This is a genomic window from Streptomyces sp. NPDC047014, assembly GCF_040644195.1.
Classification (GTDB): domain Bacteria; phylum Actinomycetota; class Actinomycetes; order Streptomycetales; family Streptomycetaceae; genus Streptomyces.
In genome coordinates this window covers 114651-138732 of record NZ_JBEYVX010000009.1, presented here as the reverse complement: position 1 = coordinate 138732, position 24082 = coordinate 114651, and the positions used below count along the sequence as shown (strand labels likewise).

23 protein-coding genes are annotated in these 24082 nt (G+C 75.0%); 12 read left to right on the top strand and 11 right to left on the bottom strand.

Annotated features, from left to right (window positions below):
* Positions 1 to 36: 36 nt before the first annotated feature.
* Complete coding sequence (locus ABZ873_RS08845) at positions 37 to 465, top strand: VOC family protein (RefSeq protein WP_360867387.1); 429 nt, start codon at positions 37 to 39, stop codon at positions 463 to 465.
* 40 nt (positions 466 to 505) lie between these two features.
* Here ABZ873_RS08845 and ABZ873_RS08840 read toward each other — a convergent pair whose 3' ends face one another.
* Entirely contained in the window at positions 506 to 697 is a 192-nt protein-coding gene (locus ABZ873_RS08840) for a hypothetical protein (RefSeq protein WP_360867486.1), read from the bottom strand.
* A 229-nt stretch (positions 698 to 926) separates the two neighbouring features.
* On the opposite strand from ABZ873_RS08840, the gene ABZ873_RS08835 reads away from it, so the two are divergent.
* The gene (locus ABZ873_RS08835; protein ID WP_360867384.1) at positions 927 to 2189 is read left to right on the top strand and encodes a PQQ-binding-like beta-propeller repeat protein; all 1263 of its coding nucleotides are present in this window, start codon (positions 927 to 929) and stop codon (positions 2187 to 2189) included.
* Between the two features lie 84 nt (positions 2190 to 2273).
* On the opposite strand, the gene ABZ873_RS08830 is transcribed toward ABZ873_RS08835, so the two are convergent.
* Positions 2274 to 2687 carry a YciI family protein gene (locus tag ABZ873_RS08830; protein WP_360867382.1) on the bottom strand — a complete coding sequence of 138 codons (414 nt, stop codon included), beginning with the start codon at positions 2685 to 2687 and terminating at the stop codon, positions 2274 to 2276.
* Positions 2688 to 2793: 106 nt separating this feature from the next.
* Between ABZ873_RS08830 and ABZ873_RS08825 the strand changes: the two genes are divergently transcribed.
* Together ABZ873_RS08825 and ABZ873_RS08820 are read left to right on the top strand one after the other, a co-directional pair.
* Positions 2794 to 3243, top strand: a complete 450-nt coding sequence (locus ABZ873_RS08825; RefSeq protein ID WP_360867379.1) for a GNAT family N-acetyltransferase — start codon at positions 2794 to 2796, stop codon at positions 3241 to 3243.
* 405 nt (positions 3244 to 3648) lie between these two features.
* Entirely contained in the window at positions 3649 to 3780 is a 132-nt protein-coding gene (locus tag ABZ873_RS08820) for a hypothetical protein (RefSeq protein WP_360867376.1), read from the top strand.
* A gap of 5 nt (positions 3781 to 3785) precedes the next feature.
* Here ABZ873_RS08820 and ABZ873_RS08815 read toward each other — a convergent pair whose 3' ends face one another.
* Positions 3786 to 4481, bottom strand: a complete 696-nt coding sequence (locus ABZ873_RS08815; protein WP_360867374.1) for a lysophospholipid acyltransferase family protein — start codon at positions 4479 to 4481, stop codon at positions 3786 to 3788.
* Between the two features lie 220 nt (positions 4482 to 4701).
* Between ABZ873_RS08815 and ABZ873_RS08810 the strand changes: the two genes are divergently transcribed.
* Positions 4702 to 8196, top strand: a complete 3495-nt coding sequence (locus ABZ873_RS08810; protein ID WP_360867371.1) for a serine hydrolase — start codon at positions 4702 to 4704, stop codon at positions 8194 to 8196.
* An 83-nt stretch (positions 8197 to 8279) separates the two neighbouring features.
* Here the strand turns inward: ABZ873_RS08810 and ABZ873_RS08805 are convergent, their stop codons facing one another.
* The 5 genes from ABZ873_RS08805 to ABZ873_RS08785 all read right to left on the bottom strand — a co-directional run bounded on the left by ABZ873_RS08805 (position 8280) and on the right by ABZ873_RS08785 (position 14100).
* Entirely contained in the window at positions 8280 to 9476 is a 1197-nt protein-coding gene (locus ABZ873_RS08805; RefSeq protein ID WP_360867369.1) for a S8 family peptidase, read from the bottom strand.
* A gap of 265 nt (positions 9477 to 9741) precedes the next feature.
* On the bottom strand, positions 9742 to 10560 hold the full coding sequence (locus ABZ873_RS08800) for a hypothetical protein (RefSeq protein ID WP_360867367.1): 819 nt from the start codon (positions 10558 to 10560) through the stop codon (positions 9742 to 9744).
* Positions 10560 to 11849 carry a VWA domain-containing protein gene (locus tag ABZ873_RS08795; protein WP_360867364.1) on the bottom strand — a complete coding sequence of 430 codons (1290 nt, stop codon included), beginning with the start codon at positions 11847 to 11849 and terminating at the stop codon, positions 10560 to 10562. Before ABZ873_RS08795 ends, ABZ873_RS08800 begins: the two co-directional genes overlap by 1 nt.
* 66 nt (positions 11850 to 11915) lie before the next feature.
* A complete protein-coding gene (locus tag ABZ873_RS08790) occupies positions 11916 to 13565 on the bottom strand; it encodes an FAD-dependent monooxygenase (protein ID WP_360867361.1) in 1650 nt (549 codons plus the stop codon).
* A gap of 124 nt (positions 13566 to 13689) precedes the next feature.
* On the bottom strand, positions 13690 to 14100 hold the full coding sequence (locus ABZ873_RS08785; RefSeq protein WP_360867358.1) for an organic hydroperoxide resistance protein: 411 nt from the start codon (positions 14098 to 14100) through the stop codon (positions 13690 to 13692).
* A gap of 130 nt (positions 14101 to 14230) precedes the next feature.
* Here ABZ873_RS08785 and ABZ873_RS08780 point away from each other — a divergent pair, with 130 nt between their 5' ends.
* Both ABZ873_RS08780 and ABZ873_RS08775 read left to right on the top strand, forming a co-directional pair.
* The gene (locus tag ABZ873_RS08780; RefSeq protein WP_360867356.1) at positions 14231 to 14716 is read left to right on the top strand and encodes a MarR family transcriptional regulator; all 486 of its coding nucleotides are present in this window, start codon (positions 14231 to 14233) and stop codon (positions 14714 to 14716) included.
* 52 nt (positions 14717 to 14768) lie between these two features.
* Positions 14769 to 15821, top strand: a complete 1053-nt coding sequence (locus ABZ873_RS08775) for a PHP domain-containing protein (protein WP_360867354.1) — start codon at positions 14769 to 14771, stop codon at positions 15819 to 15821.
* 74 nt (positions 15822 to 15895) lie between these two features.
* Here the strand turns inward: ABZ873_RS08775 and ABZ873_RS08770 are convergent, their stop codons facing one another.
* Positions 15896 to 16693 carry a DUF4190 domain-containing protein gene (locus ABZ873_RS08770; protein ID WP_360867351.1) on the bottom strand — a complete coding sequence of 266 codons (798 nt, stop codon included), beginning with the start codon at positions 16691 to 16693 and terminating at the stop codon, positions 15896 to 15898.
* 166 nt (positions 16694 to 16859) lie between these two features.
* On the bottom strand, positions 16860 to 17783 hold the full coding sequence (locus tag ABZ873_RS08765) for a UbiA family prenyltransferase (protein WP_360867348.1): 924 nt from the start codon (positions 17781 to 17783) through the stop codon (positions 16860 to 16862).
* Positions 17784 to 17859: 76 nt separating this feature from the next.
* Between ABZ873_RS08765 and ABZ873_RS08760 the strand changes: the two genes are divergently transcribed.
* The 3 genes from ABZ873_RS08760 (at position 17860) to ABZ873_RS08750 (ending at position 20578) form a co-directional block, all read left to right on the top strand.
* Positions 17860 to 18918, top strand: coding sequence for a 3-oxoacyl-[acyl-carrier-protein] synthase III C-terminal domain-containing protein (locus ABZ873_RS08760; protein WP_360867345.1), 1059 nt, complete (start codon positions 17860 to 17862; stop codon positions 18916 to 18918).
* A 68-nt stretch (positions 18919 to 18986) separates the two neighbouring features.
* Positions 18987 to 19556 carry an isoprenylcysteine carboxylmethyltransferase family protein gene (locus tag ABZ873_RS08755; RefSeq protein ID WP_360867483.1) on the top strand — a complete coding sequence of 190 codons (570 nt, stop codon included), beginning with the start codon at positions 18987 to 18989 and terminating at the stop codon, positions 19554 to 19556.
* The gene (locus ABZ873_RS08750; RefSeq protein WP_360867342.1) at positions 19553 to 20578 is read left to right on the top strand and encodes an NAD(P)/FAD-dependent oxidoreductase; all 1026 of its coding nucleotides are present in this window, start codon (positions 19553 to 19555) and stop codon (positions 20576 to 20578) included. The genes ABZ873_RS08755 and ABZ873_RS08750 overlap by 4 nt, the downstream gene beginning before the upstream one ends.
* A 69-nt stretch (positions 20579 to 20647) precedes the next feature.
* Here the strand turns inward: ABZ873_RS08750 and ABZ873_RS08745 are convergent, their stop codons facing one another.
* Positions 20648 to 21802: a hypothetical protein gene (locus ABZ873_RS08745; RefSeq protein ID WP_360867339.1), complete on the bottom strand. Its 1155-nt coding sequence runs from the start codon at positions 21800 to 21802 to the stop codon at positions 20648 to 20650.
* A 168-nt stretch (positions 21803 to 21970) separates the two neighbouring features.
* Between ABZ873_RS08745 and ABZ873_RS08740 the strand changes: the two genes are divergently transcribed.
* Both ABZ873_RS08740 and ABZ873_RS08735 read left to right on the top strand, forming a co-directional pair.
* Entirely contained in the window at positions 21971 to 23593 is a 1623-nt protein-coding gene (locus ABZ873_RS08740) for a carboxylesterase family protein (RefSeq protein WP_360867336.1), read from the top strand.
* A 4-nt stretch (positions 23594 to 23597) separates the two neighbouring features.
* Positions 23598 to 24077, top strand: coding sequence for an HAD domain-containing protein (locus tag ABZ873_RS08735; protein WP_360867334.1), 480 nt, complete (start codon positions 23598 to 23600; stop codon positions 24075 to 24077).
* The last annotated feature ends 5 nt before the right edge of the window (positions 24078 to 24082 follow it).

Genomic DNA, 24082 nt, shown 5'->3' with positions numbered 1-24082 from the left:
CCGTGCCGGGCCGAACTCCGCTGCTAGGGTGCGCTGATGTCATCGGTGAAGCAGGTTCAGATCACTTTCGACTGCGCCGAGCCGGAGCGGGTCGCCCGCTTCTGGTGCGAGGTCCTGGGGTACGTCGTCCCACCGCCGCCGGAGGGCTTCGACAGCTGGGACGAATTCGACCGCGCGCAGCCGCCGGAGCGGCGGGGCAGCGCGTTCGCGGTGACGGATCCGACGGGGGTGGGCCCGCGGCTGTTCTTCCAGCGGGTCCCCGAGGGCAAGGTGGCCAAGAACCGGGTGCACCTGGACGTCCGGGTCGGCACGGGGCTGGTGGGCGAGGAGCGGCTGGCGGCGCTGGAGGCGGAGTGCGCCCGGCTGCTCCCGCTCGGGGCGAAACGGCTGGAGCTGCTGTACGACGGGCACGACTCGTGCATCGTGATGCAAGACATCGAGGGCAACGAGTTCTGCCTCGACTGAGACCGCGCCCGGACCTCAGCGGGTACCGGCCGGGCAGGCTCTAGGCGGCCGGTACCACCGAGGCGCGCATCGCCGTGGCCCACTCCTCCAGGAGCAGGGCGTGGCGGAGCCGTTCGGCGTCGGAGAGCCGGCCGGCGGCCCGCGCGAAGAGACAGCGGATGTCGGCGTTGATCTCGGCGAGGGTGCGGTCGGGGGGCGACTGGTCGTCAGTCCACTGGTTGTCAGGGGTCATGCTCACGTGATCAAGAGTAGGGCCGCGCACCGACAGCCGTGCCCCATGTCCGACATACGGACGCTTTCCCGGCCGGTTCGCGCCGTCCGGGGCCAAGGCTAGGTGGCTTCGAGAGGGCCCTATTCGTCGCGCGCAGGCTCGCTGTCGGGTGGCTGGAGAACTCACGGGTCTTCAGGAAGCCCACCCGCTAGGGTCGTCGTAATCACGAAGATCACGACCAGGGGGAGCGATGAGCCGGACAGGCATGACGCGACGATGGGCCGCTGCTGCGGCAGGAGTGACGCTGGCGACAGTCGCGTTGGTCGCCTGCGGAGACGGCAGTTCCTCGGATGCGAAGTCGTCCGGTGAGTCCGCGGAACCGTCCCCTGCGGCTTCCGGGAAGCCAAGCCGTCCGGCGTTCGACCCGCCCGTGCGCTTCGCCGGGCCTGCCGTCGACTTGCCGGGCGCCGGCCAGCCGAGTACGACGAGCGGGGGCGCGGCACGGCCGGCGGTCACGCTTGCCGGCGGGGTCGCCTACATCACCGCTGAGGACGGGTTGAAGGCGATCGACACCGAGACCGGTGCATCGCGGTGGGACGTGGCCACGAAGTACGCGGCAGACAAGGGCGGGTTCGGAAGCAACCGGGCCGCTCCCCTCGTCTCGGCCGACGGTGCGACCGTGTACGCCGCCTGGAACAGGGATGTGAAGGGGCAGGGGACCGCGCCGGACCGCGCCGTGATCGAGGTGCTGGCCGTCGAGACGGCCAGCGGCAAGACGGCATGGTCGGCCGAGATCGTGGCCGCTCCCAGCTCCCGCGGGCTCGGCGCCACGGCCATCGGGGCCGACGAGATCCTCGCGCCCCAGGTCATCGGAGTCGACCCGGGCACTGCGCTCGTCACCGCGGCTGACACCACGTACGCCGTGGACCCCTCCGCGGGCACCGTCCGCTGGACGAAGTCCGACTTCCGTGCGGTGGCCCTCGCTGACGGCGTCGTTGCCGGCGGCGAGAAGACGGGGTTCGGCGCGGGCAGGCTGCTGGGCGTTGCCGCGGCCACGGGTGAACAGCGTTGGACCGTGGCGGAGGCGCGGCAGCCGGCAGTCGCCGCGCCCCGGCTGCTGAGCGCGACCCTCAAGGACAAGACGCTCGTCGTGGATGCCGTCAGCGGTGAGCAGCGCGCGGCGCTCGACGGCAGCGGCTGGCGGTGCCGCCACGACGCCCAGTCCCTGGTCCTGTGCTCCACGTACGGGTACCGGGAGGCAGACCGCGGGATCACGGTGTTCGACGCCGCTTCGGTTCAGAAGCGGTGGGCCTTGCCCGACGGTTCCGGACGGAAGGTGCCGAAGGTCAGCGGATTCTGGCACGGTGCCGTGTACGGGGAGGTGGGCGGCGAACCGCTCGTCCTGGACGGCACGACGGGACAGGACCGGCAGACTTCTGCCGGCGCGGCGCCGTACGAGGTCGATCGGTACGGCGGCGTGGTGGGATCGAGGTTCCATCCCGCCGCAGGCTGACCATGGCGGATCCCGGAAGCGTCACGATGTCCGCGATCCGTCGCAAGCCCCACGGCCCCACGGCCATGATCCGCCGGACAGGCTCTAGGCGTCGGGGCCGGTGTCCAGGGGGTGGACGACCACCGGGTAGTTCGGGGCGCCCTCGGGGAGGGGACAGGCGTAGGCGCGGGCCGCGATCTCGGCGGCGCGGGCGAAGTCGGCCACGTCGACGATCCAGTACCCGGCCAGCACCTCCCGCGTCTCGCCGTACGGCTGGTCCGAGACCTCCGGTGAGCCGTCCGGGGCGGCGGTGACGAGCTTCGCCCGGCGCGGTTCGGCGAGGCCCTGGCCGTCGACCCACTCGCCCGACGCGGCCAGGTCTTCGTTCAGGGCGTTCATGTGGTCGAACATCGCCTTGAGGTCCGCCGGGGACCACGCGGGGCCGCCGCCGCTGTCCGGCTTGCCACCCATGGCGTCGTAGTCGGCCTGTCGCCCGAGGACCATCAGCATGTACTTCATGGGGGATGCCACTCCTTGTCGGGTGCTCTCGTACTCTCCATTGGGGCACGGGCGGGGCTCTCGCGCGACAGCCGGGGCGCCCGTCCGGGGCCGATACGCTGGCGGAATGAAGATCATCGACCTGGAGCCCGGTGACTCCCGGCTCCTCAGCGACCTGCTGCCCGTACTGCTGGAACTGCGTCCCCACCTCACCGAGGAATCATTCCTCGCCGTCCTCGCCGAGGGCCGGCCGCAGGGGCTGCGGTTCACCGCCGCCTACGACGCGGACGGCACCTGCGTGGGTGCGGCCGGGTGGCGGCTCGTCGCCACCACGTCCGTGATCCGGAAGCTGTACGTCGACGACCTGGTCACCGCCGCCGCGTCCCGTTCGGGCGGGGTGGGCCGTGCGCTGCTGGCCCACCTGGAGGAGCACGCCGTCGCCGCCGACTGCACCACGCTGGCGCTGGACTCCGGCACTCACCGGACCGACGCCCACCGTTTCTACTTCCGCGAGCGCATGGCCGTGACCGCGTTCAGCTTCGACAAGCCGCTGCCCGCCCGCGCCGCGGGGTCGTGACCGAAGCGTCGCCGTCCAGGGGGAGCCGCAGCCATGTCCGTACGAGGCATCAGCTTCGCCGTCCCCGACGCGACCGGTGGTCCCGACCTGGCTCGGCGTCTCCGTCGAGACCCGGGGAGGGCGGCTTGCCCTCGTACGGGGTGGTGTCGCGCAGGAGCTGACCGTCACGTTGCGGAACGGGAACTCCGCCGAGTACCGGCATCTGCTCGTCGCCTTCCAGATGGAACCCCTCGTCGGTGGAGCGGGCGCTCCGGTGGCCGCCGCCGGGCCCGGGTTCCTCCTGGAGCGCTACGACGCCGCCGGCGCGGCCTGGCGTCCCGCCGAGCTGCGGATGGCCACCGATGCCCGGCCCGGCCCGCTTCGCTGTTCACGGGTGGTGCGCCGCTCGCGCGGGAGGCCGTACGGGTGGAGCGCTACCGGCTGCGCGCGACAGCGGGCGGGCCCGCCGGGAGCAGCCCGCTGGTCGTGTCCTTCCTCGACACCGATGCCGACCGCGAGGCCGTGCCGCACGTGGTGCTCGGGCACAGCACGCGGTGAGGTGGTCAGCCGGCGGAGCGGGGTGTCTCGCCGACGGCGGACGCGGCCGTGCGCCAGGCGGCGGTGACGGCCTCGCGGGCCCGGTCCGTGGCCTCCCCCACCGCGTCGGGCAGGTGCAGCGGCGCGCCGATGTGGACGTGCAGGCAGGGGCGGCGCAGCGGGGCGGTGAAGACGCCCGCGAGCTGCTTCGTACGGCTGCCCGAGCACAGGCGGCGCACGCCGGCCTGGCCGACGGGCACGACAGGGGCTCCCGTCGCGGCGGCGAGCCGCGCCGGGCCGCTGCGGAAGGGGCCGGGCTCCGACTCCCCCGCGTCCCGGCGCCCCGGGAGCCTGCCTTCGCCGTAGACCAGCACGCTGCGACCGGAGGCGAGGGCGACGGCGGCGGCGTCCAGGGAGGCGGCGGCGTGGGCGGTGCCGCGGTGCACGGCGATATGCCCCTCGCGGCGCAGCGCCCGCCCGAGCAGCGGTACGCGCCACAGCCCGGCCGTGGCCAGGATGACGGGCTCGATCCCCTGCCGGCGCAGGGCCGCGACCACGACGGCGGGGTCGGCGAGGGAGGTGTGGTTGGCGAGGAGGATGGAACCGGTGGCGGGGGCGGCCGGGTCGACCGGGTTGGCCTGATTGGCTTGGTTGGCCGGGTCTGCGGTGACGGTGAGCCGGCCGAAGGCGGGCACGAGGGCGGCGGCGAGACGGCTGAGCATGAGCGGGCCCCGTTCGGTGGTGCGGTGGTCTTTCGGTCCATGGTGGGCGGGGGCGGGGGCGGGGTCATGAGTAGCCGTACTCAACCGAATATGACCGTACGGTCACAAGATCCAGCGGCGGGAACGAGTGGTGCCCGCCGTACATCTACTTGTGCGGCGGCTCCCTGTCGGGGAGCCGCCGCATGGTATCTGCACAGTGTGAACGGCAAGGCGGGCTGGGATGAAGGCGATAACGGTGGCGGGCGGCTCCTCGGACGACCCGGAGCGCGAGGAAACCGCCGCTGCGGGGACGGACCCTGACAACGCGTCCGCCGAGGCCGCGGAGGGTGCGGAAGCGGAAGCCACGCGCGTCCTGAAACTCCCCTCCCCTGACGGGGCCGAGCCCGCCGCCGCGGAAGGCGGCTCCGAAGCCGAGTCCGGCCTTTCGGCCGACGCCGAGTCCGGTGCATCGGCCGACGCGGAACCGGCGCGCGGCGCCAAGGCCGGGGCGAACTCCGGGCCGGATGCCCCCGGCGCCATCGGCCGGAAGCCCGCCCAGGGCACGGCCGCACCCACCGACAAGGCCAAGGCACAGTCCGAGCCTTCGGCCGAGGCCGCGGACGCCTCCGGGCGGAAGCCTGCCCGAGGTGCGGACGTTGCCAAGGCCGGCCACAAGCCGAAGGCGCAGCCCGGCGCCGAAGCCGGGACAAAGTCCGGGCGGGAGCCCGCCCAGGGCTCCGCGACGGCGGGCTCTGAGCCCACCGACAAGGCCAAGGCACGCCTCGGGGCCTCGGCCGACGCCGAGCCGGCGCCCGGCGACAGAGCGGGTACGGACTCCAGCGGGCAGGCCCCCACCCAGGGCGCAGATGTTGCCGAGGCCGCCGACAAGCCCAAGGCTCAGTTCGGGGCCGAAACGCGGGCCAACACCGAGCGGGTAACCAGCGCTTCGGCCGACGCGGGGTCGGCGCCCGGCGCCGAGGCCGGGACAAGGTCCGGGCGCGGGGCCACGGATGCCGCCGGGCAGAAGCCCGCCCAGGGCTCCGCGACGACGGAGTCCGAGCACACCGACAAGGCCAAGGCACCGTCGCGCGCCACGGCGAGCCCCAGCGGTGCGGCCGACGCCGAGCCGGAACACGGCGTCAAGGCCGCTCGGAACACAGACACCGCCGAGGCGGAAGCGACGCGCGTCTTCCGACGGCCCGTGCTGCCCGCCGACGAGCCGAAGGCCGAGCCCGGCTCCGAAGCCGCCGAGAAGACCCAGCTCCTGCGCATGCCTCCGAAGCCCGTGGCCCAGGGGACCAGCGGCGACGCGAAGCCGTCGGCCAACTCCCCGGAGCAGCCGACCGCGAAGGCACCCGTACGCGAAGACCAGCCCGAGCTGGGCTCGAAGGGCACGACCGCCCCCGAGGCCCCCGCTAGGAGCCAGCACACGGGCGCAGCCACACCCAAGAACCCGGCCAAGGGCCAGAGCGAAGACGCGACCAAGGCCACCGGCCCGAGCGCAGGCGCAGGCGCAGGCGCAGGCGCAGGCGCAGGCGCAGGCGCAGGCGCAGGCAAGGATGAGAACACGTCCGGGGACGGCGCCAAGCGCACGGCCCAGGGCGCTGACGCGCCCAAGGGCCGGGGCGAGACCAGGGCCACGGGTCGGGACGAGGACACATCCAGCGGCGCAGCCGCACCCCAGCGTCCTGCCCAGGGGCATGACCAGGCCGCAGCCGAGGGCACCAACCAGGACCAGGCCGCCCGCAAGGGTGACGGCGGCGTCACGCCCAAGGCACCCGCCAAGGGCCAGGCCGCAAGCCCGAGCCGAGGCGAAGGCCAGGGCGGCAGCCAGGGCAACGGCCCGGCCGGTAACCCGAGCCGGGAGAGGGACCTGGGCGACAGCCCGAGCCTGGCGAAGGGCCGGGGAGAGACACCGACCCAGGACAAGGGCGCGGCCGGAACCCCCAGCCAGAGCAAGGGCACGAACGCAACCCCGAGCCGGGGCGACGGCCAGGGCGGCACCCCGACCCAGAACAAGGGCAAGGCCGGAACCCCCAGCCAGAGCAAGGGCCTGGGCGGGAGCCCGAGCCAGGGTGACGGGCCTGCCGGGAGTCCGAGCCAGCGGGAGGGCGCGGGCACGGGGCGTGCCGGTGACGGGGACAGTGAGCGGACGCGGGTGCTCACGCGGCCCGGTGGGACGGACGCCGGCAGCGGTAAGGCCGGGCCGGCCTGGGCGCGGAAGCCTGCGGCCGAGGACCGAGACGGGGACGGAGGCGGGGGCGGGGACTCCGAGCGGACGAGCCAGTTCGTCGCGCTCAAGCCGCTCGACGCCCCGAAGCCCGCGTCCCCCACCGCGCCCCGCACTACGCAGCCCGCGGGCCCAGCCACACCCCGCACCACGCAGCCCGCGCCCGACGCGCCGCAGGGTCCGCAGGCCCCGCAGGCCGGGCCCCTCCCCCCGCTCGACCTGCTCGCCGAGCTCACCAACACCGCTCCGCCTGCGGAGACCCCCCGCCGTACCCTCGTGCGCCGCGTCAAGGTGTGGACGCCGATCCTGCTGCTGATCAGCGGCGCAGCCATCGGCGCCCAGATACTGCGCCCGCTCCCCGCCCCGCAGCTCGTCGCCTCCGAGACCTCGCACTCCGTCGACGGGCAGTTCTCCGTACCCTGGCCCGCCAAGGGCCAGGGCGCCGTCCGCATCCCCGGCTCCGGTGACATCGGGACCTTCGGCGAGCAGAAGCCCGTGCCCACCGCGAGCGTCGCCAAGGTGATGACCGCGTACGTGATCCTCAAGGGCCACCCGCTCCGCAAGAACGAGAACGGCCCCGACGTCACCGTCGACGCGAAGGCCGTCGCCGAGGGCAACTCCGAGCACGAGTCCCGGATCGTGGGCCTCAGCGCCGGTACGAAGTTCAGCCAGCAGGACATGCTCAAGATGCTCATGATCCCCTCGGGCAACAACGTCGCCCGCCTGCTGGCGCGCTGGGACACGGGCAGCGACTCCGAGGGGGCGTTCGTCGAGAAGATGAACGCCGCCGCCCGCGACCTCGGCATGACGAACACCACGTACACCGACCCCAGCGGCCTCGACGCGAAGACCGTCAGCACGGCCACCGACCAGCTCAAGCTGGCCGAGGCCGTGATGAAGGACGAGGCGTTCCGCGCGATCGTCGCCCTCCCCCAGGCGCCCATCAAGGGGCTGCCGCAGCCGCTGATCAACAACAACACCCTGCTCAGCGTGTCGAGTCTCAGCGTGCGCGGGATCAAGACCGGTTCCAGTACGCCCGCCGGCGGCACCCTGATGTGGGCCGCGTACAAGTCGGTCGGCGACGAAACGCCGCTGATCCTCGGCACGCTGATGGAGCAGCGCGCGGAAGGTCCGGACCCGGACGCGACCAACAGCCTGGCGCTGGTGCTGGCGAACAGCCGGAAGATCATCGAGTCGGTGCGGGGGGCCCTGGCCGCCGCGCCGCTGGTCCGCAAGGGCGATGTGGTCGGCTGGGTGGACGACGGGCTCGGCGGCCGCACCCCGCTCGTGGCGACCAAGGACCTGAACGTGATCGGCGTACCCGGTCAGCAGTTCAAGCTGACGCTGGCCCCCGGCGCCTCGGCGCTGCCGCACACGGCGAAGGCGGGTGCGGAGGTCGCCGTACTGACGGCCGGTGACGGGGACGGCGCCAAGAGCGTGCCGGTGGCGGTGAAGGGGGCGCTGGTGGAGCCCTCGTTCGGCAGCCGGGTCACCCGCCTGGGCTGAGGCGGACCGCCCTTCCGGAGCGCGCGGCGCCCGTTTCCTTCCGTACGGGTACGGAAGGGGCGGGCGCCGTCGTGCGTACGGGGTCACAGGCCGCCGGTGAAGAGCAGCCGGTCGGGGGCGCCCGGCCGGAGCCCGGTCAGGAGGCCCGGTGTTGACGTCCCGGTGAGCCGCGCGGCCAGGGCCTCCGGTGAGGCCGTCGGGGAGGCCGCGAGGTGGAGGGCGGCGACCCCGGTGGCGTGCGGTGCGGCCATGGAGGTGCCCTTGAGGGCGACGCTGCCGCCGCCGAGGCGGGCCGATTCGATCTGCTCGCCGGGGGCGTGGAGGGCCACGCAGGCGCCCCAGTTGGAGAAGGAGCTCACCTCGTCGCGCGGGCCGCTCGCACCCACCGCCAGTACCCGTTCGGCGGAGGCCGGGGAGGAGGCGCAGGCGTCGGCGGCGGAGTTGCCCGCCGCGACGACGGGCAGGACACCCGCCGCGGCCACGGCGGTGGTGGCCCGGTTCACCGCGTCCGAGCGGTCGCCGCCGAGGGAGACGTTCATGACGGCGGGGCGGGCGGCGTGCTCGGCCACCCAGTCGAGGCCGGCGACGACGCCCGAGTAGGTGCCGCGGCCCTCGCAGTCGAGTACGCGGACACTGACCAGGCCGACCGCCGGTGCGACGCCGTACGTACGGCCGCCGACCGTGCCCGCCACGTGCGTGCCGTGCCCCTGGCAGTCGCGGCCGTCGCGCCCGTCGCCGATGGCGTCGAAGCCGGGGGCGGCGCGGCCGCCGAACTCGGGGTGGTCGTAGTCGATGCCCGTGTCGAGGATGTATGCGGTGACCCCCGCGCCGTCGCCGCGCGTGGTGAAGGCGCCGTCGAGGGGCAGGGTGCGCTGGTCGATGCGGTCCAGGCCCCAGGTGGGGGCGGGGGCCCGGCCGGCGGTGGGGGCGGGGCCGGTGGTGACGGGGGCGGGCGGGGCGAACACCTCGCTGTCGGCCTCCACGGACTTCACCCCGGGGGTGGTGCGGACGCGGTCCAGCTGGGCGGGGGTCAGCGGTACGGCGAAGCCGTTCATGGCCGCGCCGTACTGGAAGGTGGGCCACAGCCTGAGGCGTTCCGTCAGGCCGACGGCGTCGACGCCCTCGTCGAGGACGACGATGTACTCACCGGGGACGGCGTTGCGCGAGAGGTGCAGCGGCGCCCGCACCGGCTCCGGCCCGTCCGCCGCGGCGGCGCCCCCGGCGGATGCGGGGGCCATGGCAATCAGGGCCGCGGCGATCAGACGTACGAGCAGGCGCATGGCGGAACTCCCGGAAAGAGAAGGTCGGCCGCCCCCGCACAGGAACAACCTCCCTCTCCTTCGGACACCCCCGCCCACCCCTTGAGACCCCCGCTCCCACTTGGCCCATCGCCCGCCGGGGTCAGGGCGGCTGGGTCCGGGTGGCGGGGCGGCGCCCGCCGGTAGCGGGGCAGCGGCGGGCCTGGACCGGCTGCACGGTTCGGGGCGGCGCCGGGACCGCATACGAGCCCGGCACCGCCCATCAGCCCGGTCCCCCGGGCCCCGCTCACGCCCCCGGTGGGACCCGGGTCGGGCGGCCTCGGCCTCGGGTGAGGGAGTGGCCGAAGAGGGCCGCGGCGGCGGCCAGGGCTCCGCCCAGGGCCGTCCAGATCCAGCGGTCGGACCACCAGCCGCCCGCCCAGCCGTCCTCCGGCGCGCTCAGCGCCCCGGTCACCGTGGCCGGTACGAGCGGGGCGGAGACCGCGCCGTCCACCGCGTGGGCGCCGCCGTCCTCGTGGACGTCGGCCTCGACGGCCACCTTGACCGGCAGTCCCTTGTCCTCCTCGGGCGCGTTCACGACCGTGAGGCGGACGTAGTAGCTGCCGGGGAGCGGGTCGTTGGCCCATGCCTCGGCCCCGGCGCGGACCGTGCGCAGGGTGCAGGACAGGTCGACGGTGGCGGCCTCCTTGGCCGCCGCGCGGGTCTGCGCCCCGTACGTGCACGCCTGCCGGCGGCGCAGGCCGTCGTACACGTCGATCTGCCAGGTCGAGGCCCCGTGGCGGGTCGCCGCGTCGGGCAGGGTGACGGCCGCCCGGACCGTGACGCGCTGCTGCGCGTCCACGGGGAGCACCCAGTAGAGGTAGTCACCGCTGGCGGCGCCGGCGGTGGCCTTCTGGCCCGGCCGGAACGCCGCCGCCGTGCGGAAGCTGGTGCCCGCCTCGGTCGGGGCGGCCTCGGACCCGGCCGCACCCTTGCCCTTGCCCGCGGAAGCGGTCGGGCTCGGCGACGGGGTGTCGGCGGCGGCCGTGCCCACGCCCGCCCCGGCCACCGCGAAGGCGGCGGCCGCGGTCAGCAGGCCGGCGGTCAGTCTGCGTACGGTACGCATCAGTTGGTCCTCCAGACGGAGATGCGCCAGCGCGAGATCCAGCCCCACACCAGTCCGGCGAGCAGTCCGGCGAGCACCAGCACGCCGAGGGTCCACCAGCCGCGGCCGAGCCCGAAGGCGGCGACGTCGGAGGAGCCGCCGGGGCCGTCGACCACGTCGATGGTCAGCTCGACGGGCATGCCCGGGGTGGTCTTGACCGATGCCGGGGCGGAGAAGGAGTTGCTGACCTGGAGGCAGACGGTCTCGGCGGCGGGCTTGCCGTCCTTGCCGTCGGCGTCGTCCGAGTCACCGAGGTCGGCCTTGGGGTAGCGCAGGCCCGTGGAGAGGACGTCGGTGCGTCCGTCGCCCGCCTCCGAGCCCCGTACGATCTCCCGCCCGTGGACGGTGGTGGCGCGCAGCAGGACGCCGTAGTCGTTGTTGACGGCGCGGTCGGCGCCGATGCTGACCGAGGCGCGCAGCTCCTGGCCGGGCAGGACGTCCACCCGGTACCAGCGGTGCTCGCCGAAGCTCTCGCGGTCGCTGTACAGGCCGGGCTTGAGCTGCGGCGCGTTCGCGCACTGCTTGGCGCCCTCGGTCGCCACCGGGTTGACCACGGGATCGGCCGCCCGGTCGACGAGCTGGCGCACTCTGCCGGAGAGTTCGGCCTTGTGCTGCACGGAGGTGTACGTACCGCCGGTCGCCTCGGCGATGCAGGTCAGCTGGGCCCGGGTCTTGGCGTCGGGGACCAGGCCGAGGGTGTCGATGACGAGGTGGATGCCCTTGGCGGCGATGTCGCGGGCGACCTCGCACGGGTCGAGCGGGGCGCAGGTGTCCTCGCCGTCCGTGATGAGGACGATGCGCTTGGTGGCGTTGCCGCCCTCCAGGTCCTGGGCCGCGCCGAGCAGGGCCGGTCCGATGGGGGTCCAGCCGGTGGGGGCGAGGGTGGCGACGGCCGTCTTGGCCTCGGTCCGGTTCAGCGTGCCGACCGGGTAGAGCTGCTTGGTGTCCTTGCAGCCGAGCGCCCTGTCGTCGCCGGGGTAGTCGGCGCCGAGGGTGCGTATGCCGAGCCGTACTTCGTCGGGCACGGCGTCGATGACCTCGTTGAACGCCTGCTTCGCCGCGGCCATGCGGGACTGGCCGTCGATGTCGTTCGCCCGCATCGATCCGCTGACGTCGAGGACGAGGTCGACCTTGGGTGCTTCCTTCGCCGCCGGTCCGTCCGCGGCCGTGGCGCTCGCCGGGAGGAGCCCGACGGCCAGGGCGGCGAGCAGTCCGCACGCCCTCGCTGCAAGCCGTTTTCTTGTGATCATCGCCGGATCGTATTGAGGATCGTCCGGCAATCCAAAAAACGGGCGCGGGGCGGGCGGTTGGCTGCCTCAGTCGGCGGGGCCGGCGGCGAAGACGGCCGCGAGCCGGTCGGCCAGCGGCTTCGGGTCGGGGCCGGTGAGCCGGGCGGCCAGGTAGCCGTCGGGCCGGATCAGGAAGGCGGTGGGCGCGTCCACGGCGTAGAGGCGGGCGAACTCGCCCGCGATGTCGTGGTAGACGGGCAGCAGGCCGGGTCCGGCGGGTACGGAGTCCCGGGCGCCGGGCGCGGCGTCGGCGGGCAGGATCACGCACGCCTCGACCTGGCCGCGGGAGATCTCCCAGGCGGTACGGGCCAGTTCGTCGAGGCCGGATCCGTACAGCAGCAGGACATGATCGCGCTCGCGCAGCAGGTCACCGAGCCGCAGCGGGAAGGCGGCGACGCGCGAGGTGAGGCCGGTGCAGTCGGGTGCCCGGTCGCCGGGACCGGGGGCGGGGCCGTCGCCGGGCGGGTCCACGACCGGGCTGCCCCGGTAGCCGACGAGGAGTTGGGCCTCGCGCAGGATCAGCGTCTCCGGCTCCTCCGGGTCGGACTGCACGCCGCGGGCGGAGTGGCGCAGCGTACGGCCGACGACCTCCTCGCCGACGGGGCGGCGTTCGGCGTCGTAGGAGGCGAGGAGGCCGGGGGCGGCGGTGCCGGTGACGGCCAGGGCGAGCTTCCAGGCCAGGTTCCAGGCGTCCTGGATGCCGGTGTTCATGCCCTGGGCGCCGGTGGGCGGGTGGATGTGGGCGGCGTCCCCGGCGACGAAGACCCGGCCGCTCCCGTACCGGTCCACGATGCGGTGGCTGATCCGGAAGACGGAGGACCAGCGGAGGGTGGAGGCGGTGGTGGAGACGGGCGCGAGGCGGTCCAGGACGGTCTGGATGTCGGTGAGGGAGGGCCCGCGGCCGCTCTGGAGGCCGTGGCTGACCTCGGCGCCCCCGGTCCCGGCACGGGCGGCGGTGGACAGTTCGGGCGCGACCCGTGTCGAGACGCGGTAGCGTCCGCCGCCGGGCAGCGGGATGCAGACGAGCACGTCGTCGACGGCGCCGGAGTCGTCCAGGAGCATGGACCGGACGGTGTAGCCGTTCGGCAGGTCCCAGTCGAGCTCGATGTCGGCGAGCATGAACTCCTCGGGGAGCGCGCCGCCTTCGAAGGACAGCCCGAGCCCCTTGCGGACGGTGCTGTGCGCGCCGTCGCAGCCCACCAGATAGCGGGTACGGAGCTCTTCCTCGGCGCCGGAGGCGGTGCGCAGCCGGCTGGTCACCCCGTCGGCGTCCTGCTGGAAGGACACGAGCTCGGTGCCGCGTTCGACCCCTGTGCCCCAGCGGGTGAGCTGGTCGGTGAGGATGCGCTCGGCCTCGTACTGGGGCAGGGCCGCGAAGCCGTAGGGCACTTCGGGCGGCAGGACGAGGTCCACGCGCGGCTGTTCGGCGCCGTTGACGTAGGTGAGCTGGCCGCGCAGGGTGACGGCCGCGTCGAGGACGGGGCGGATCATGTCCATCCGGTCCCAGATCTCCAGGGTGCGCGGCTGGATGCCGACGGCCTTCGCGTACGGGAGCGGGGAGGCCAGCCGGTCGACGATGCGGCAGGAGACGCCGCTGCGGCGCAGTTCCGCGGCGGCGGTCAGGCCGATCGGGCCCGCGCCGACGACCAGTACGTCTGTAGTGCTGCTGTGCGCCACTGGCGCCTCCCGGCGTGCGGCCCCCGTCGGAGAGCGATGTGTCTCCATGGTGGCCGCGCGCCGGGTGTCCGGCATCTTCGCCGGGTCGCAGGGACCCGGCGACAAGGATCCGGCGCCGTGGCGACTACTCGACGACGAGGTCGACCTCGATGTTGCCGCGGGTGGCGCGGGAGTAGGGGCAGACCTCGTGGGCCTGCTTCACGAGCTGGGCGCCCGTCTCGCCGGCCAGGGACTCCGGCAGCTCCACGCGCAGGGTGACGGCGAGGCCGAAGCCGGCGCCGTCCTTGCCGATGGAGACCTCGGCGGTGACGGAGACCTCGCTGGTGTCGGCCTTGGCCTGGCGGCCGACGAGGCCGAGGGCGCTGGCGAAGCAGGCCGCGTACCCGGCGGCGAAGAGCTGCTCGGGGTTGGTGCCCTGCCCGTTGCCGCCCAGCGCCGGGGGCATGGCCAGGGCGAGGTCGAGCTGGCCGTCCGAGCTGACGGTGCGGCCCTCGCGGCCGTTGGCGGTGGCGACAGCGGTGTAGAGCGCGTCCATGAGAGTTCCTCTCGCAGAGATGAGCCTTGGGGTGGCGGCCGGTGGCCCGGCCGCGCTCCACCAGTAGAGCACGCAATTCAGTTGTGCACAACTCAATGCCTCGCAAGCCTGCCCTGGGTACACTGGCCGCATGACCGAGCAGCCCACCGCCCCCCACCCCGACCAGGACTTCCTCCGCCTGGACGGCCAGATCTGCTTCGCGCTGAACGCCGCGACCCGCGCCTTCGGCGGCCTCTACCGGGTCGTCCTCAAGGACCTCGGGCTCACCTACCCCCAGTACCTGGTGATGCTGGTGCTGTGGGAGCACGGCGAGATGCCGGTCAAGGAGATCGGGCAGCACCTGCGGCTCGACTCGGGCACGCTGTCCCCGCTGCTCAAGCGGCTGGAGGCGGCCGGGCTGGTACGCCGCGAGCGCAGCGCCGAGGACGAGCGCTCCGTACGGGCCGGGCTGACCGAGGAGGGGGCCGCGCTGCGCGGGCGCGCCGCGGAGGTGCCCCGGCGGATCGCCGCCGCGACCGGCTTCGAGCTGGCCGAGGTCGCCGACCTGCACGCCCGGCTGAACCGGCTCACCGCCGCCCTGGACGCCGCCGTACCGCTGGCGGCCGAGGAGGCGTAGCCGTCGTACGCGGCGGACACTGGGTGGGTCCTCGACGCGCGGGAGGTGGCCGATGGACCCGGTGGCGGCGCTCGACCGGATCGCCTTCCTGCTGGAGCGCGCCCAGGCGCCCACCTACCGGGTACGGGCCTTCCGCACGGCCTCCGCGGCGCTCGTCCGCATGGGCGCGCGGGAGGTGGCCGAGCGGGTCGCCGCCGGCACCCTGGAGGAAGTGAAGGGGCTCGGGCCCAAAACCGCCCAGGCCGTACGGGAAGCACTCGACGGGGCGGTACCGGCCTACCTCCAGACGCTGGAGGACGAGGCCGCCGCGCTCCCGGAGGGGCCGCCGCCCTCCCCCGCCGCCACCGCCCTGCGGGCGGCCCTGCGCGGGGACTGCCATCTGCACTCCGACTGGTCGGACGGCGGCAGCCCGATCGAGGCGATGGGCCGGGCGGCGGCCGCGCTGGGCCACGACTGGGCCGTCCTGACCGACCACTCGCCGCGGCTCACGGTCGCGCGCGGGCTCTCGCCCGAGCGGCTGCGCGAGCAGCTGGACGTGGTGGCCGCGCTGAACGCCGAGTGGGCGCCCTTCCGCCTGCTCACCGGCATCGAGTGCGACATCCTCGACGACGGGTCCCTGGACCAGGAGCCGGAGCTGCTGGACCGGCTCGACCTCGTCGTGGCCTCGGTGCACTCCAAGCTGCGCATGGACGCCCCCGCGATGACCCGGCGGCTGCTGGCGGCGGTGCGCAACCCGCTGACGGATGTCCTCGGCCACTGCACGGGACGGCTGGTGACCGGCCGCACCCGGCCGGAGTCCCGGTTCGACGCCGAGGCGGTCTTCGCCGCCTGCGCGGAGGCCGGGACGGCCGTGGAGATCAACAGCAGGCCCGAGCGGCTGGACCCGCCGAAGCGGCTGCTGCGGCTGGCCGTCGAGGCCGGGGCCTTCCTCGCGATCGACACCGACGCGCACGCCCCGGGCCAGCTGGACTGGCAGGGCATCGGCTGCGAACGGGCCGTGGACTGCGGGGTCCCCGCCGAGCGCGTCATCACCACCTGGACGGCGGACCAGCTGCTGACCTGGACCCGCACCCGCCGCGCACCCCGCCGTGCGGCACGGAAATAGCGGCGGGGCAACGGAAAAGCGGGCCGCGGCGTGTGCCGCGGCCCGCTCGGGTGCCCGGATGCCGGGCGGCAGGGTCAGGAACCGGCCGCGCGGACCGAACCGGTGCTGGAGCCGCTGGAGTCGGCCAGGAAGCAGGTGACCTCGCGGTCGCCCATCGCCCACGTGGCCGCCTGCGGGAAGTAGTAGTACAGCTCCATGGAGTCCGCCAGCTTGGCGTTCTCGCCGACATAGGCGGGGAGCGCCGCGCCGCACTTCTCCTCGGAGGTCGCGGCGACCTTCTCCGTACCGGGGTACGTGCCGCCCTCCAGGTCGAAGACGGCGTACGCCTCGCCCTTGTGCGGCTGGTCGCAGGGCAGGATGCGGACCGACATGGCCGCCCGGCCGCCGTCCTTGTCCTGGTACTCCGTCAGGTCGTCGGACATGGTGAAGCAGTCACCCTTGCGGATGTCCTTCACGTCGCTCCGGCCCGAGTCGGTGACCTGGCCGCCGGAGTCGCGCTTCGGCCCGGAGCTGACGCCGTCCAGCACGCCGGTGAGGCCGAGGCCGAAGACGAGCACGTAGAACAGGATCGTCAGGCTGTGCAGGACGACGGCCGCGATCGCGAAGCCCTTGCCCTTCTCCCCCGTCTTGCGGATCTGGGAGAGGGCGATGATGCCGAGGATCAGCGGGACGGTCGGGATCGCGCAGACGATCGACATGACGAAGGCGACGATGGCCAGCGTGTTGGTCTTCTGCGAGGCCGGCGGGGGCGGGTACCAGCCCTGCTGCGGTCCGTACGGACCCGGCTGTCCGGGCGGGCCGTAGGGGGCGGGCTGGCCGTACGGTCCCGGCTGCGGGTTGGGCCCGGGGGGCGGGGGCGGGGGTATGGACATGCGCGTGGCGCTCCTTGCACAGAGATGAGGCGCACCAGCAACCAGGCGGTGACGCCGCCGGGTGGGGGCCTGATGCAGGCATGATGCCATGACGCTCCGACATCACCCGCCACGCCGTCCGGCGGTGGGACGCCGCAAGGCGGCCCCGGGCAGCGCGTACGGAGGTTCAGGGCCGGAGTTCGGCCGCCAGCAGGACCACGTCCGCCGCGGCCACCGCCAGCACGGCGCGGAACGGCAGCTTCCCGGCGGGCCGGAGGGCGGCGAGCAGCAGCGCGCCCGCCGTCGCACCCAGGAGCGCCCAGCCGTACGGGGTCACCGCGCCCGGCGGCCCGGCCACCAGGGCGGCGGCCGAGCCGAGGACGAGCAGCCCGGCGAGGGCGGCCGAGCGGCGTCGGCCGAGCCGATGGGGCAGGCCCACCACGCCGGTGGCGAGGTCGTCCTCGATGTCGGGCAGTACGTTCGCGAAGTGCGCGCCCGCTCCGAGCAGGGCCGCGGCCGCCATCAGCCAGACCGGCGGCCAGGGCGCCCCGGGCAGCCCGAGGGTGACGAAGGCGGGCAGCAGGCCGAAGGCCAGGGCGTAGGGGACCGGCGAGGCGGCGGTGGACTTGAGGCGCAGGTTGTAGGCCCAGGCGGCGGCCACGCCGGCCAGGTGCGCGGCGCCCGCGAGCGCTCCGGCGGCCAGCGAGAGCGGCACGCACAGCAGCAGGGCCAGGGCCGCGGCCCGGGTCACGGCCGCGGGGGTGACCGCACCGGCGGCCAGGGGTTTGTCGCGGCGGCCCGTGGCCAGGTCCCGGCGCAGGTCGGCCCGGTCGTTGCACCAGCCGACCGACAACTGCCCCGCGGCCACGGCCGCCACGGTGAGGACGGCCGCCGGGAGCCGTTGCCCCGCGGCGGCGGACAGGACGGCGGCGAAGAGGGTGACGGCGGCGGCGGGCAGCGGGTGGCAGGCGGCGGCCAGCCCGGAGAGCCCGGCGTACGGGGCTCCACCCCGCCGGGCCCCGGATGTGCGGGCCCCGGATGTGCGGGCCCCGGCCGTGCGGGCGTCGGCCGTGGCTGTGCTGTCGGTGGAGCGTGCGGTGGGCCCGGGCATGCCGACACGCTAAGTGGCGCCGCGCCCGAATCGACTGATTCATAACGATGTGTCAGTTATTTCCTATGGTGACCGAATGACACGTGTTCTCGCAGTGCGCAGCGTGTTCCCGCCCCACCGTCACCCCCAGTCCGAGATCACGGAAGCGCTCGCCCGCTTCCTGCCGCCCGGACCCGACACCGCCCTGCTGCGCCGGGTCCACGACTCGGTGCGCGTGGACAGCCGCCATCTCGCGCTCCCCCTGGAGCGCTACGGGCCGGACAACGACTTCGGCACCACCAACGCGCTGTTCTTGGAGACGGCCCTCCGGCTGGGCACGCTGGCGCTCGAACTCACCCTCGCCGACGCCGGGCTGGCACCCCGGGACCTCGATCTCGTCATGTCGACCACCGTGACCGGGCTGCTGACGCCCTCGCTGGAGGCCCGGCTCGCGGCCCGCGCCGGGCTGCGCCCCGACGTACGCCGCGTACCCCTCTTCGGTCTCGGCTGCGCCGCCGGGGCGGCCGGGGTGGGGCACCTGCACGACCATCTGACGGGGCGGCCCGCGCATGCCGCGCTGCTGCTCTCCACCGAACTGTGCTCGCTCACCCTCCAGTCCACCGACACCTCGATGGCGAACCTGGTGGCCGGCGCCCTCTTCGGCGACGGGGCGGGCGCGCTGCTCGCGGTCGGCCGCGAGCACCCGCTGTACGGCTCCGCCGCCGGGCCCGAGGTGGTGGCCGCCCGCAGCCGGCTCTATCCCGGCACCGAGCACCTGCTCGGCTGGGACATCGGCCACTGGGGCATGCGCATGGTCCTCGGGCGTGAACTCCCGGACCTGATCGGGCTGCACGTGGCCGAGGAGATCGAGACCTTCCTCGCCGCCCACGACCTCAAGCCCGGGGACGTGGACGCGTGGATCTGCCACCCCGGCGGCCCGAAGATCCTCGACGCGCTCTCGGAGGCGCTGGGGCTGCCGGAGCCGGCGTTCGCGGCGAGCCGCCGGTCCCTCGCCGCCGTGGGCAACCTCTCCTCCGCCTCGGTGCTGCACATCCTGGACGGTTTCCAGAGCGCCGGGCCGGCCCCCGGATCCGTCGGGCTCATGCTCGCCTTCGGTCCGGGCTTCGCCTCCGAACTCGTCCTGCTGCGCTGGTGACCCCGGTGACGACCCTCTCGGACCCCTCGCACGTGGAACCCGTGCACGCGATCTCCCTGGACTCCTCGATGCTCCCCGCCTCCCTGACCCCGTACCTGCTCCTCATCGGGCTCGTGGCCGCCGAGCGGCTGGCCGAGCTGGTCACGGCCCGCCGGAACGCCGCGTGGAGCCTGGCGCGCGGCGGCCGCGAGTACGGGCGCGGCCACTACCCGGCCATGGTCGCCCTGCACACCGCCCTGCTGGTGGGCTGCGTGGTCGAGCCGTGGGCGGCGGGCCGGCCCTTCGTGCCGCTGCTCGGCTGGGCGGCCCTCGCCGTCGCCCTGGCCGCCCAGGGCCTGCGCTGGTGGTGCATCGCCCACCTCGGGCGGCGCTGGAACACCCGGGTGATCGTGGTCCCCGGGCTGCCGCTGGTGGAGTCGGGGCCGTACCGGCTGCTGCGCCACCCGAACTATGTGGCGGTGGTCGCGGAGGGGGTCGCGCTGCCGCTGGTGCACGGTGCCTGGCTGACCGCGCTCGGGTTCACGGTGCTCAACCTGGCGCTGCTGCGTGTCCGGATCGGCTGCGAGGAGGCCGCGCTCACCGACGGCGTACGGCTCCGCCCGCCCGCCTCCGTACCGTCCGCGGGCACCGCGTCATGATCGATCTGCTGATCGCGGGCGGCGGTCCGGCCGGGCTGGCCACCGCCATCCACGGCGCGCTCGCGGGCCTCGACGTGGTGGTGCTGGAGCCGCGGCCCACGCCGATCGACAAGGCGTGCGGGGAGGGGCTGATGCCGGCCGCCGTACGCCACCTGGACGGCCTCGGGGTCTCCGTCGCGGGACGCCCGTTCCGCGGTATCCGCTACGTCGACGGGCTGACCGGCCGCTCCGCCGACGGGCTGTTCCGCTCCGGGCCCGGATCCGGCACCCGCCGCACCGTCCTCCAGGCCGCGCTGGCCGAACGGGCCGCGGCACTCGGCGTACCCGTACTGCGGCAGCGGGTCGGCCCGGTGCGGCAGGACGACCGGCAGGTCGGCGCGGCCGGGCTCACCGCCCGCTACCTGGTCGCGGCCGACGGGCTGCACTCCCCCGTGCGGCGCGGGCTCGGCCTGTCCGCCCCGCGCGTGACGGGCCGGCCGGCCCGGTACGGGCTGCGCCGCCACTACGCCGTCGAGCCGTGGAGCGACCTCGTCGAGGTGCACTGGTCCGCGCGCTGCGAGGCGTACGTCACCCCCCTCGCGGCCGACCGGGTCGGCGTCGCCGTCCTGACCGGCGACCAGGCGCCCTTCGAGGAGCAGCTGGCCCGCTTCCCGCGGCTGGCCTCCCGGCTGGCGGGGCGGGCGGACGGCCCGGTGCGCGGGGCCGGGCCGCTGCGCCAGGGGGCCCGGGTACGGGTGGCGGGGCGGGTGCTCTTCGTGGGGGACGCGGCCGGGTACGTGGACGCGCTGACCGGGGAGGGTCTGACCCTGGCCGTGACGGCCGCCGGTGAGCTGGTGCGCTGCGTGGCCGCCGGGCGGCCGCAGGCGTACGAGCAGGCGTGGCGGGACCTCTCGCGCAGCTACCGCGCCCTCACCGCGTCCCTGCTCTGGGCCCGCCACCGGCCGCGGCTCGCCCCGCGGATCGTCCCGCTGGCGGCGCGGATGCCCCGGCTGTTCACGGGTGCGGTGAACCTGCTCGCCTGAGGGCCCGTACGGAGGAACGGCACCCCGCGCACGGGGCGCGGGGTGCCGTTCGGGAGACCGGGCCCGGGATCAGGCCGAGCTTTCCCGGGGGTTCCTCAGGGCCAGACCGGCCAGGACCGCACCGGCGGCGGCGCAGAGGACGACGGCGGCGCCGGCCCATGCCTGAGTGCCGCCGACGGTGCCGACGAGCGGGTCGAAGGCCACCGAGCCGCCGAGCACGTGCAGGGCGACGACCCCGAGGGCGGTCGCCGCGCCCGCCCGCCACACGGCGGGGGTGTCCCGCAGCGCCAGCAGCACACCCATGCCCGCGCAGAGCAGGGTGACCAGCAGGGGCAGGTAGTCCACGGGGGCCGCCGCCCGCAGTGCCGTCAGATCCTGCGGCAGGTGCAGGGCACCGCTGACCAGCAGGGTGATCGCCACGGGCCAGCGCAGTACGTGCCGCAGGGCTCGGGTACCGGCCGGCTCGGCGGCGTCCGGCGCGGGGCGGCGGCGCGGGGCCTGGCGGGCCGGCTGCCGGGGCGCCGGGTCCGGCGTGCGGCGGGGGGCCGGGCGGGGAGCCTGCTGGGGGGCGTCGTACAGCTGCGTGTACGGCATCCGGTACGGCTCCTCGCGCGGCCGCGCGGGCGGCGCGGCGGGGGCGGACCCGCCCGGCTCGCCGGGCTCGTCCTTGCCGAGGATGGTGACCAGCAGGGCCACGTCCTCGATGGACCGGCCGACGGCGGCGGCACGCAGGGCGACATCCGCCTCGGCCCCCTCGTCGGGGGACTCACCGAGCAGGGTGACCATGCGCTGGACGTCCTCCACGGGCCGGCTCACTGCGGCCGTGCGCAGCGCCTCGTGCCCGGCGTCCGGCACGCTGCCGTCCTCCTTGAGGAGGCCGACGAGCGCGGTGACGTCCTCGACGGGGCGGCAGGTGGCCGCCGTGGCGAGGAGGGTCCGCATGGACTCGGTGTGGGGCCCGTCCGACTCGTCGAGCGCGTCGAGGGCGTCGCGAGGGTCGAGAGGGGCGGGCGCCGGGGCCGTGTCCGGGGCGGGCGGGACGTCCGGGGGCTCGGGGACATCGGGGGCTCTGACGCCCTGGGCCGCTTCGGGGGCGGCCGGTGCGGCGGGAGTGACCGGTGTGACATGTACGCCTGGCACGACCGGTGCGTCGGGGACGGTGGTGTCGGGGAGACCGTGGCGGTCCTCGTGCTGTGTCGCCGCCAGGGTGATGGGGTCATTCATCGAAAGCTCCGTTCGCCGACGCGCGGGTCTACGCAATCGCGCGCCGGTCATCGTGCGTCATGGGATGCGCACGCTTTGTTACATTGAGTGCCACTTCCGCCCACTGCGCCATTCGGGGCGGGCAAACGGGGGTCCCCCACCGGACCCCACGGGGAAAGGGCGGCCGCCGTGCCCCGTCCGCGCGGGAAGTACCGCCTCGGCGCGGCCCTGTTGCCCGCCGTCCTGCTGCTGGTGGGCGCCTCGGGCGGGCCGCCGGATCCGGTCGCGGACACCGACCGGGGGCCGGTGCGCGGCCGGGCGCACGGCACGTACGTCACCTACGAGGGCATCCCCTTCGCCGCTCCCCCGACCGGGGCCCGCCGCTGGCGGCTTCCGGAGCCCGCGCCGCGCTGGGAGGGCGTACGCGATGCCCGCGCGCCCGGTGCGCGCTGTGTCCAGCTGCCCGCGCTGGGGCCGGGCGCGCCGCTCGGTTCCGAGGACTGCCTGTATCTGAACGTGACGGTGCCGGCGGGGCGGGCGCGCGGCGACCGGCCGCGGCCGGTCATGGTGTGGTTCCACGGGGGCGGCTTCTTCAGCGGCGCGGGCGCGGACTACCGCCCGGAGCGGCTGGCCGTGCGGGGCGATGTGATGGTGGTGACGGTCAACTACCGGCTGGGCGTCTTCGGGCTGTTCGCCCATCCGGAACTGGGCGGTTCCCCGGCCTTCGCCCTGGCCGACCAGCGGGCCGCGCTGCGGTGGGTGCGGGAGAACGCGGGGCGCTTCGGCGGGGATCCGGGCGCGGTCACGGTCTTCGGCGAGTCCGCGGGCGGTCTGTCCGTGTGCGCGCACCTGGTCTCCCCGGCGTCGGCCGGGCTCTTCCACCGGGCGATCGTGCAGAGCGGCTCCTGCTCGACCACCGCCCCGCCGCATTCGCTGCTGCCCGGCCTCGGTACGTACGAGCCGTTCGTGCCGGAGCGGCGTACGGTCGCTCAGGGCGTGGCGGCGGCGGGCCGGCTCGGCTGCGGCCGCTCGCGGGGGCGGGGGCGGGTGCTGGACTGCCTGCGTGCGCTGGACGCCCGCAGCCTGGCGACCCCGTCCCTGATGCAGGGCTTCTCCCTGCTGCCGTACGGGGGCGAGGTGCTGCCGCTGGAGCCGCGGCGGGCGCTGGAGGCGGGGCGGTTCCACCGCGTTCCGGTGATCCAGGGCACGACCCTGGACGAGATGCGGCTCTTCCTCTCCCAGACCCTGGCGGCGTACCCCCTCCCCGACGCGGACGCCTACCGGGCGCGCATGGAGCGCTCCTTCGGGCGGGAGGCGGCGCGGGTGATCGGCGCCCGCTATCCGCTGCGCGCGTACGCCGGCCCGGCGCCGGCATGGGCCGCCCTGCTGACCGATGCCTCCTTCATCTGCCCGACGCTGCGGGACGGGAAGGCGCTGGCGCGGCACGTGCCGACGTACGGCTACCGTTTCAGCGACCGGAACGCGCCCGACTTCACGGGCCTGCCCCCGGCCCCGGGCCTGCCGTTCGGCGCCTCCCACGGCTTCGAACTCCCCTACCTGTTCACGCTGGCGCCGCTGACCGGCCCGCAGCGGGAGCTGGCGGACCGCATGACCGCCTCCTGGACGGCCTTCGCCCGCACGGGTGTGCCCGGAACGCCGCCGTGGCCGCGCGGCGGATCGTCCGTGGTCCTGTCCCTCTCCCCGGGCCCGGCCGGCATCCACCCGGTGAACGCCCGCGCGGAACACCACTGCACGATGTGGGACGCGGTGTGGCCGGCGCCGCAGCCGCCGGCCGGGGGCGGGCTACCGTGAGGGGATGAGCGGTTCCCCGGGGCTCCCCCTTCTCTATCTCGACGTCGACGGTCCGCTGATCCCCTTCGGGGGCGGCCCGTATCCGCCCGGGGACGATGACAACCCGCTGCTCGCGCGCGTGGATCCCGCCCTCGGGCCGCTGCTCGCCGCGCTGCCCTGTGAGCTGTGGTGGGCCACCACCTGGCGGGAGGAGGCCAACGAGGCCGTCGCGCCCCGGCTCGGGCTGCCGCGGCTGCCCGTCGTGGACTGGCCCGAGGCGGATGAGGGCCAGGAGCCGTACGGCGTGCACTGGAAGGCGCCCGTGCTCGTCGCGCATGCCGCCGGGCGCCCTTTCGTGTGGGTCGACGACGAGATCCGCGACGCCGACCGCGCCTGGGTGGCCGCCCGCCACCCCGGCCCGGCCCTGCTGCACCGGGTGGATCCGGGGCGGGGCCTGGCCGGGGCCGACTTCGGGCCGCTGGAGGCGTGGCTGCGCGCGGTGTGAGCGCG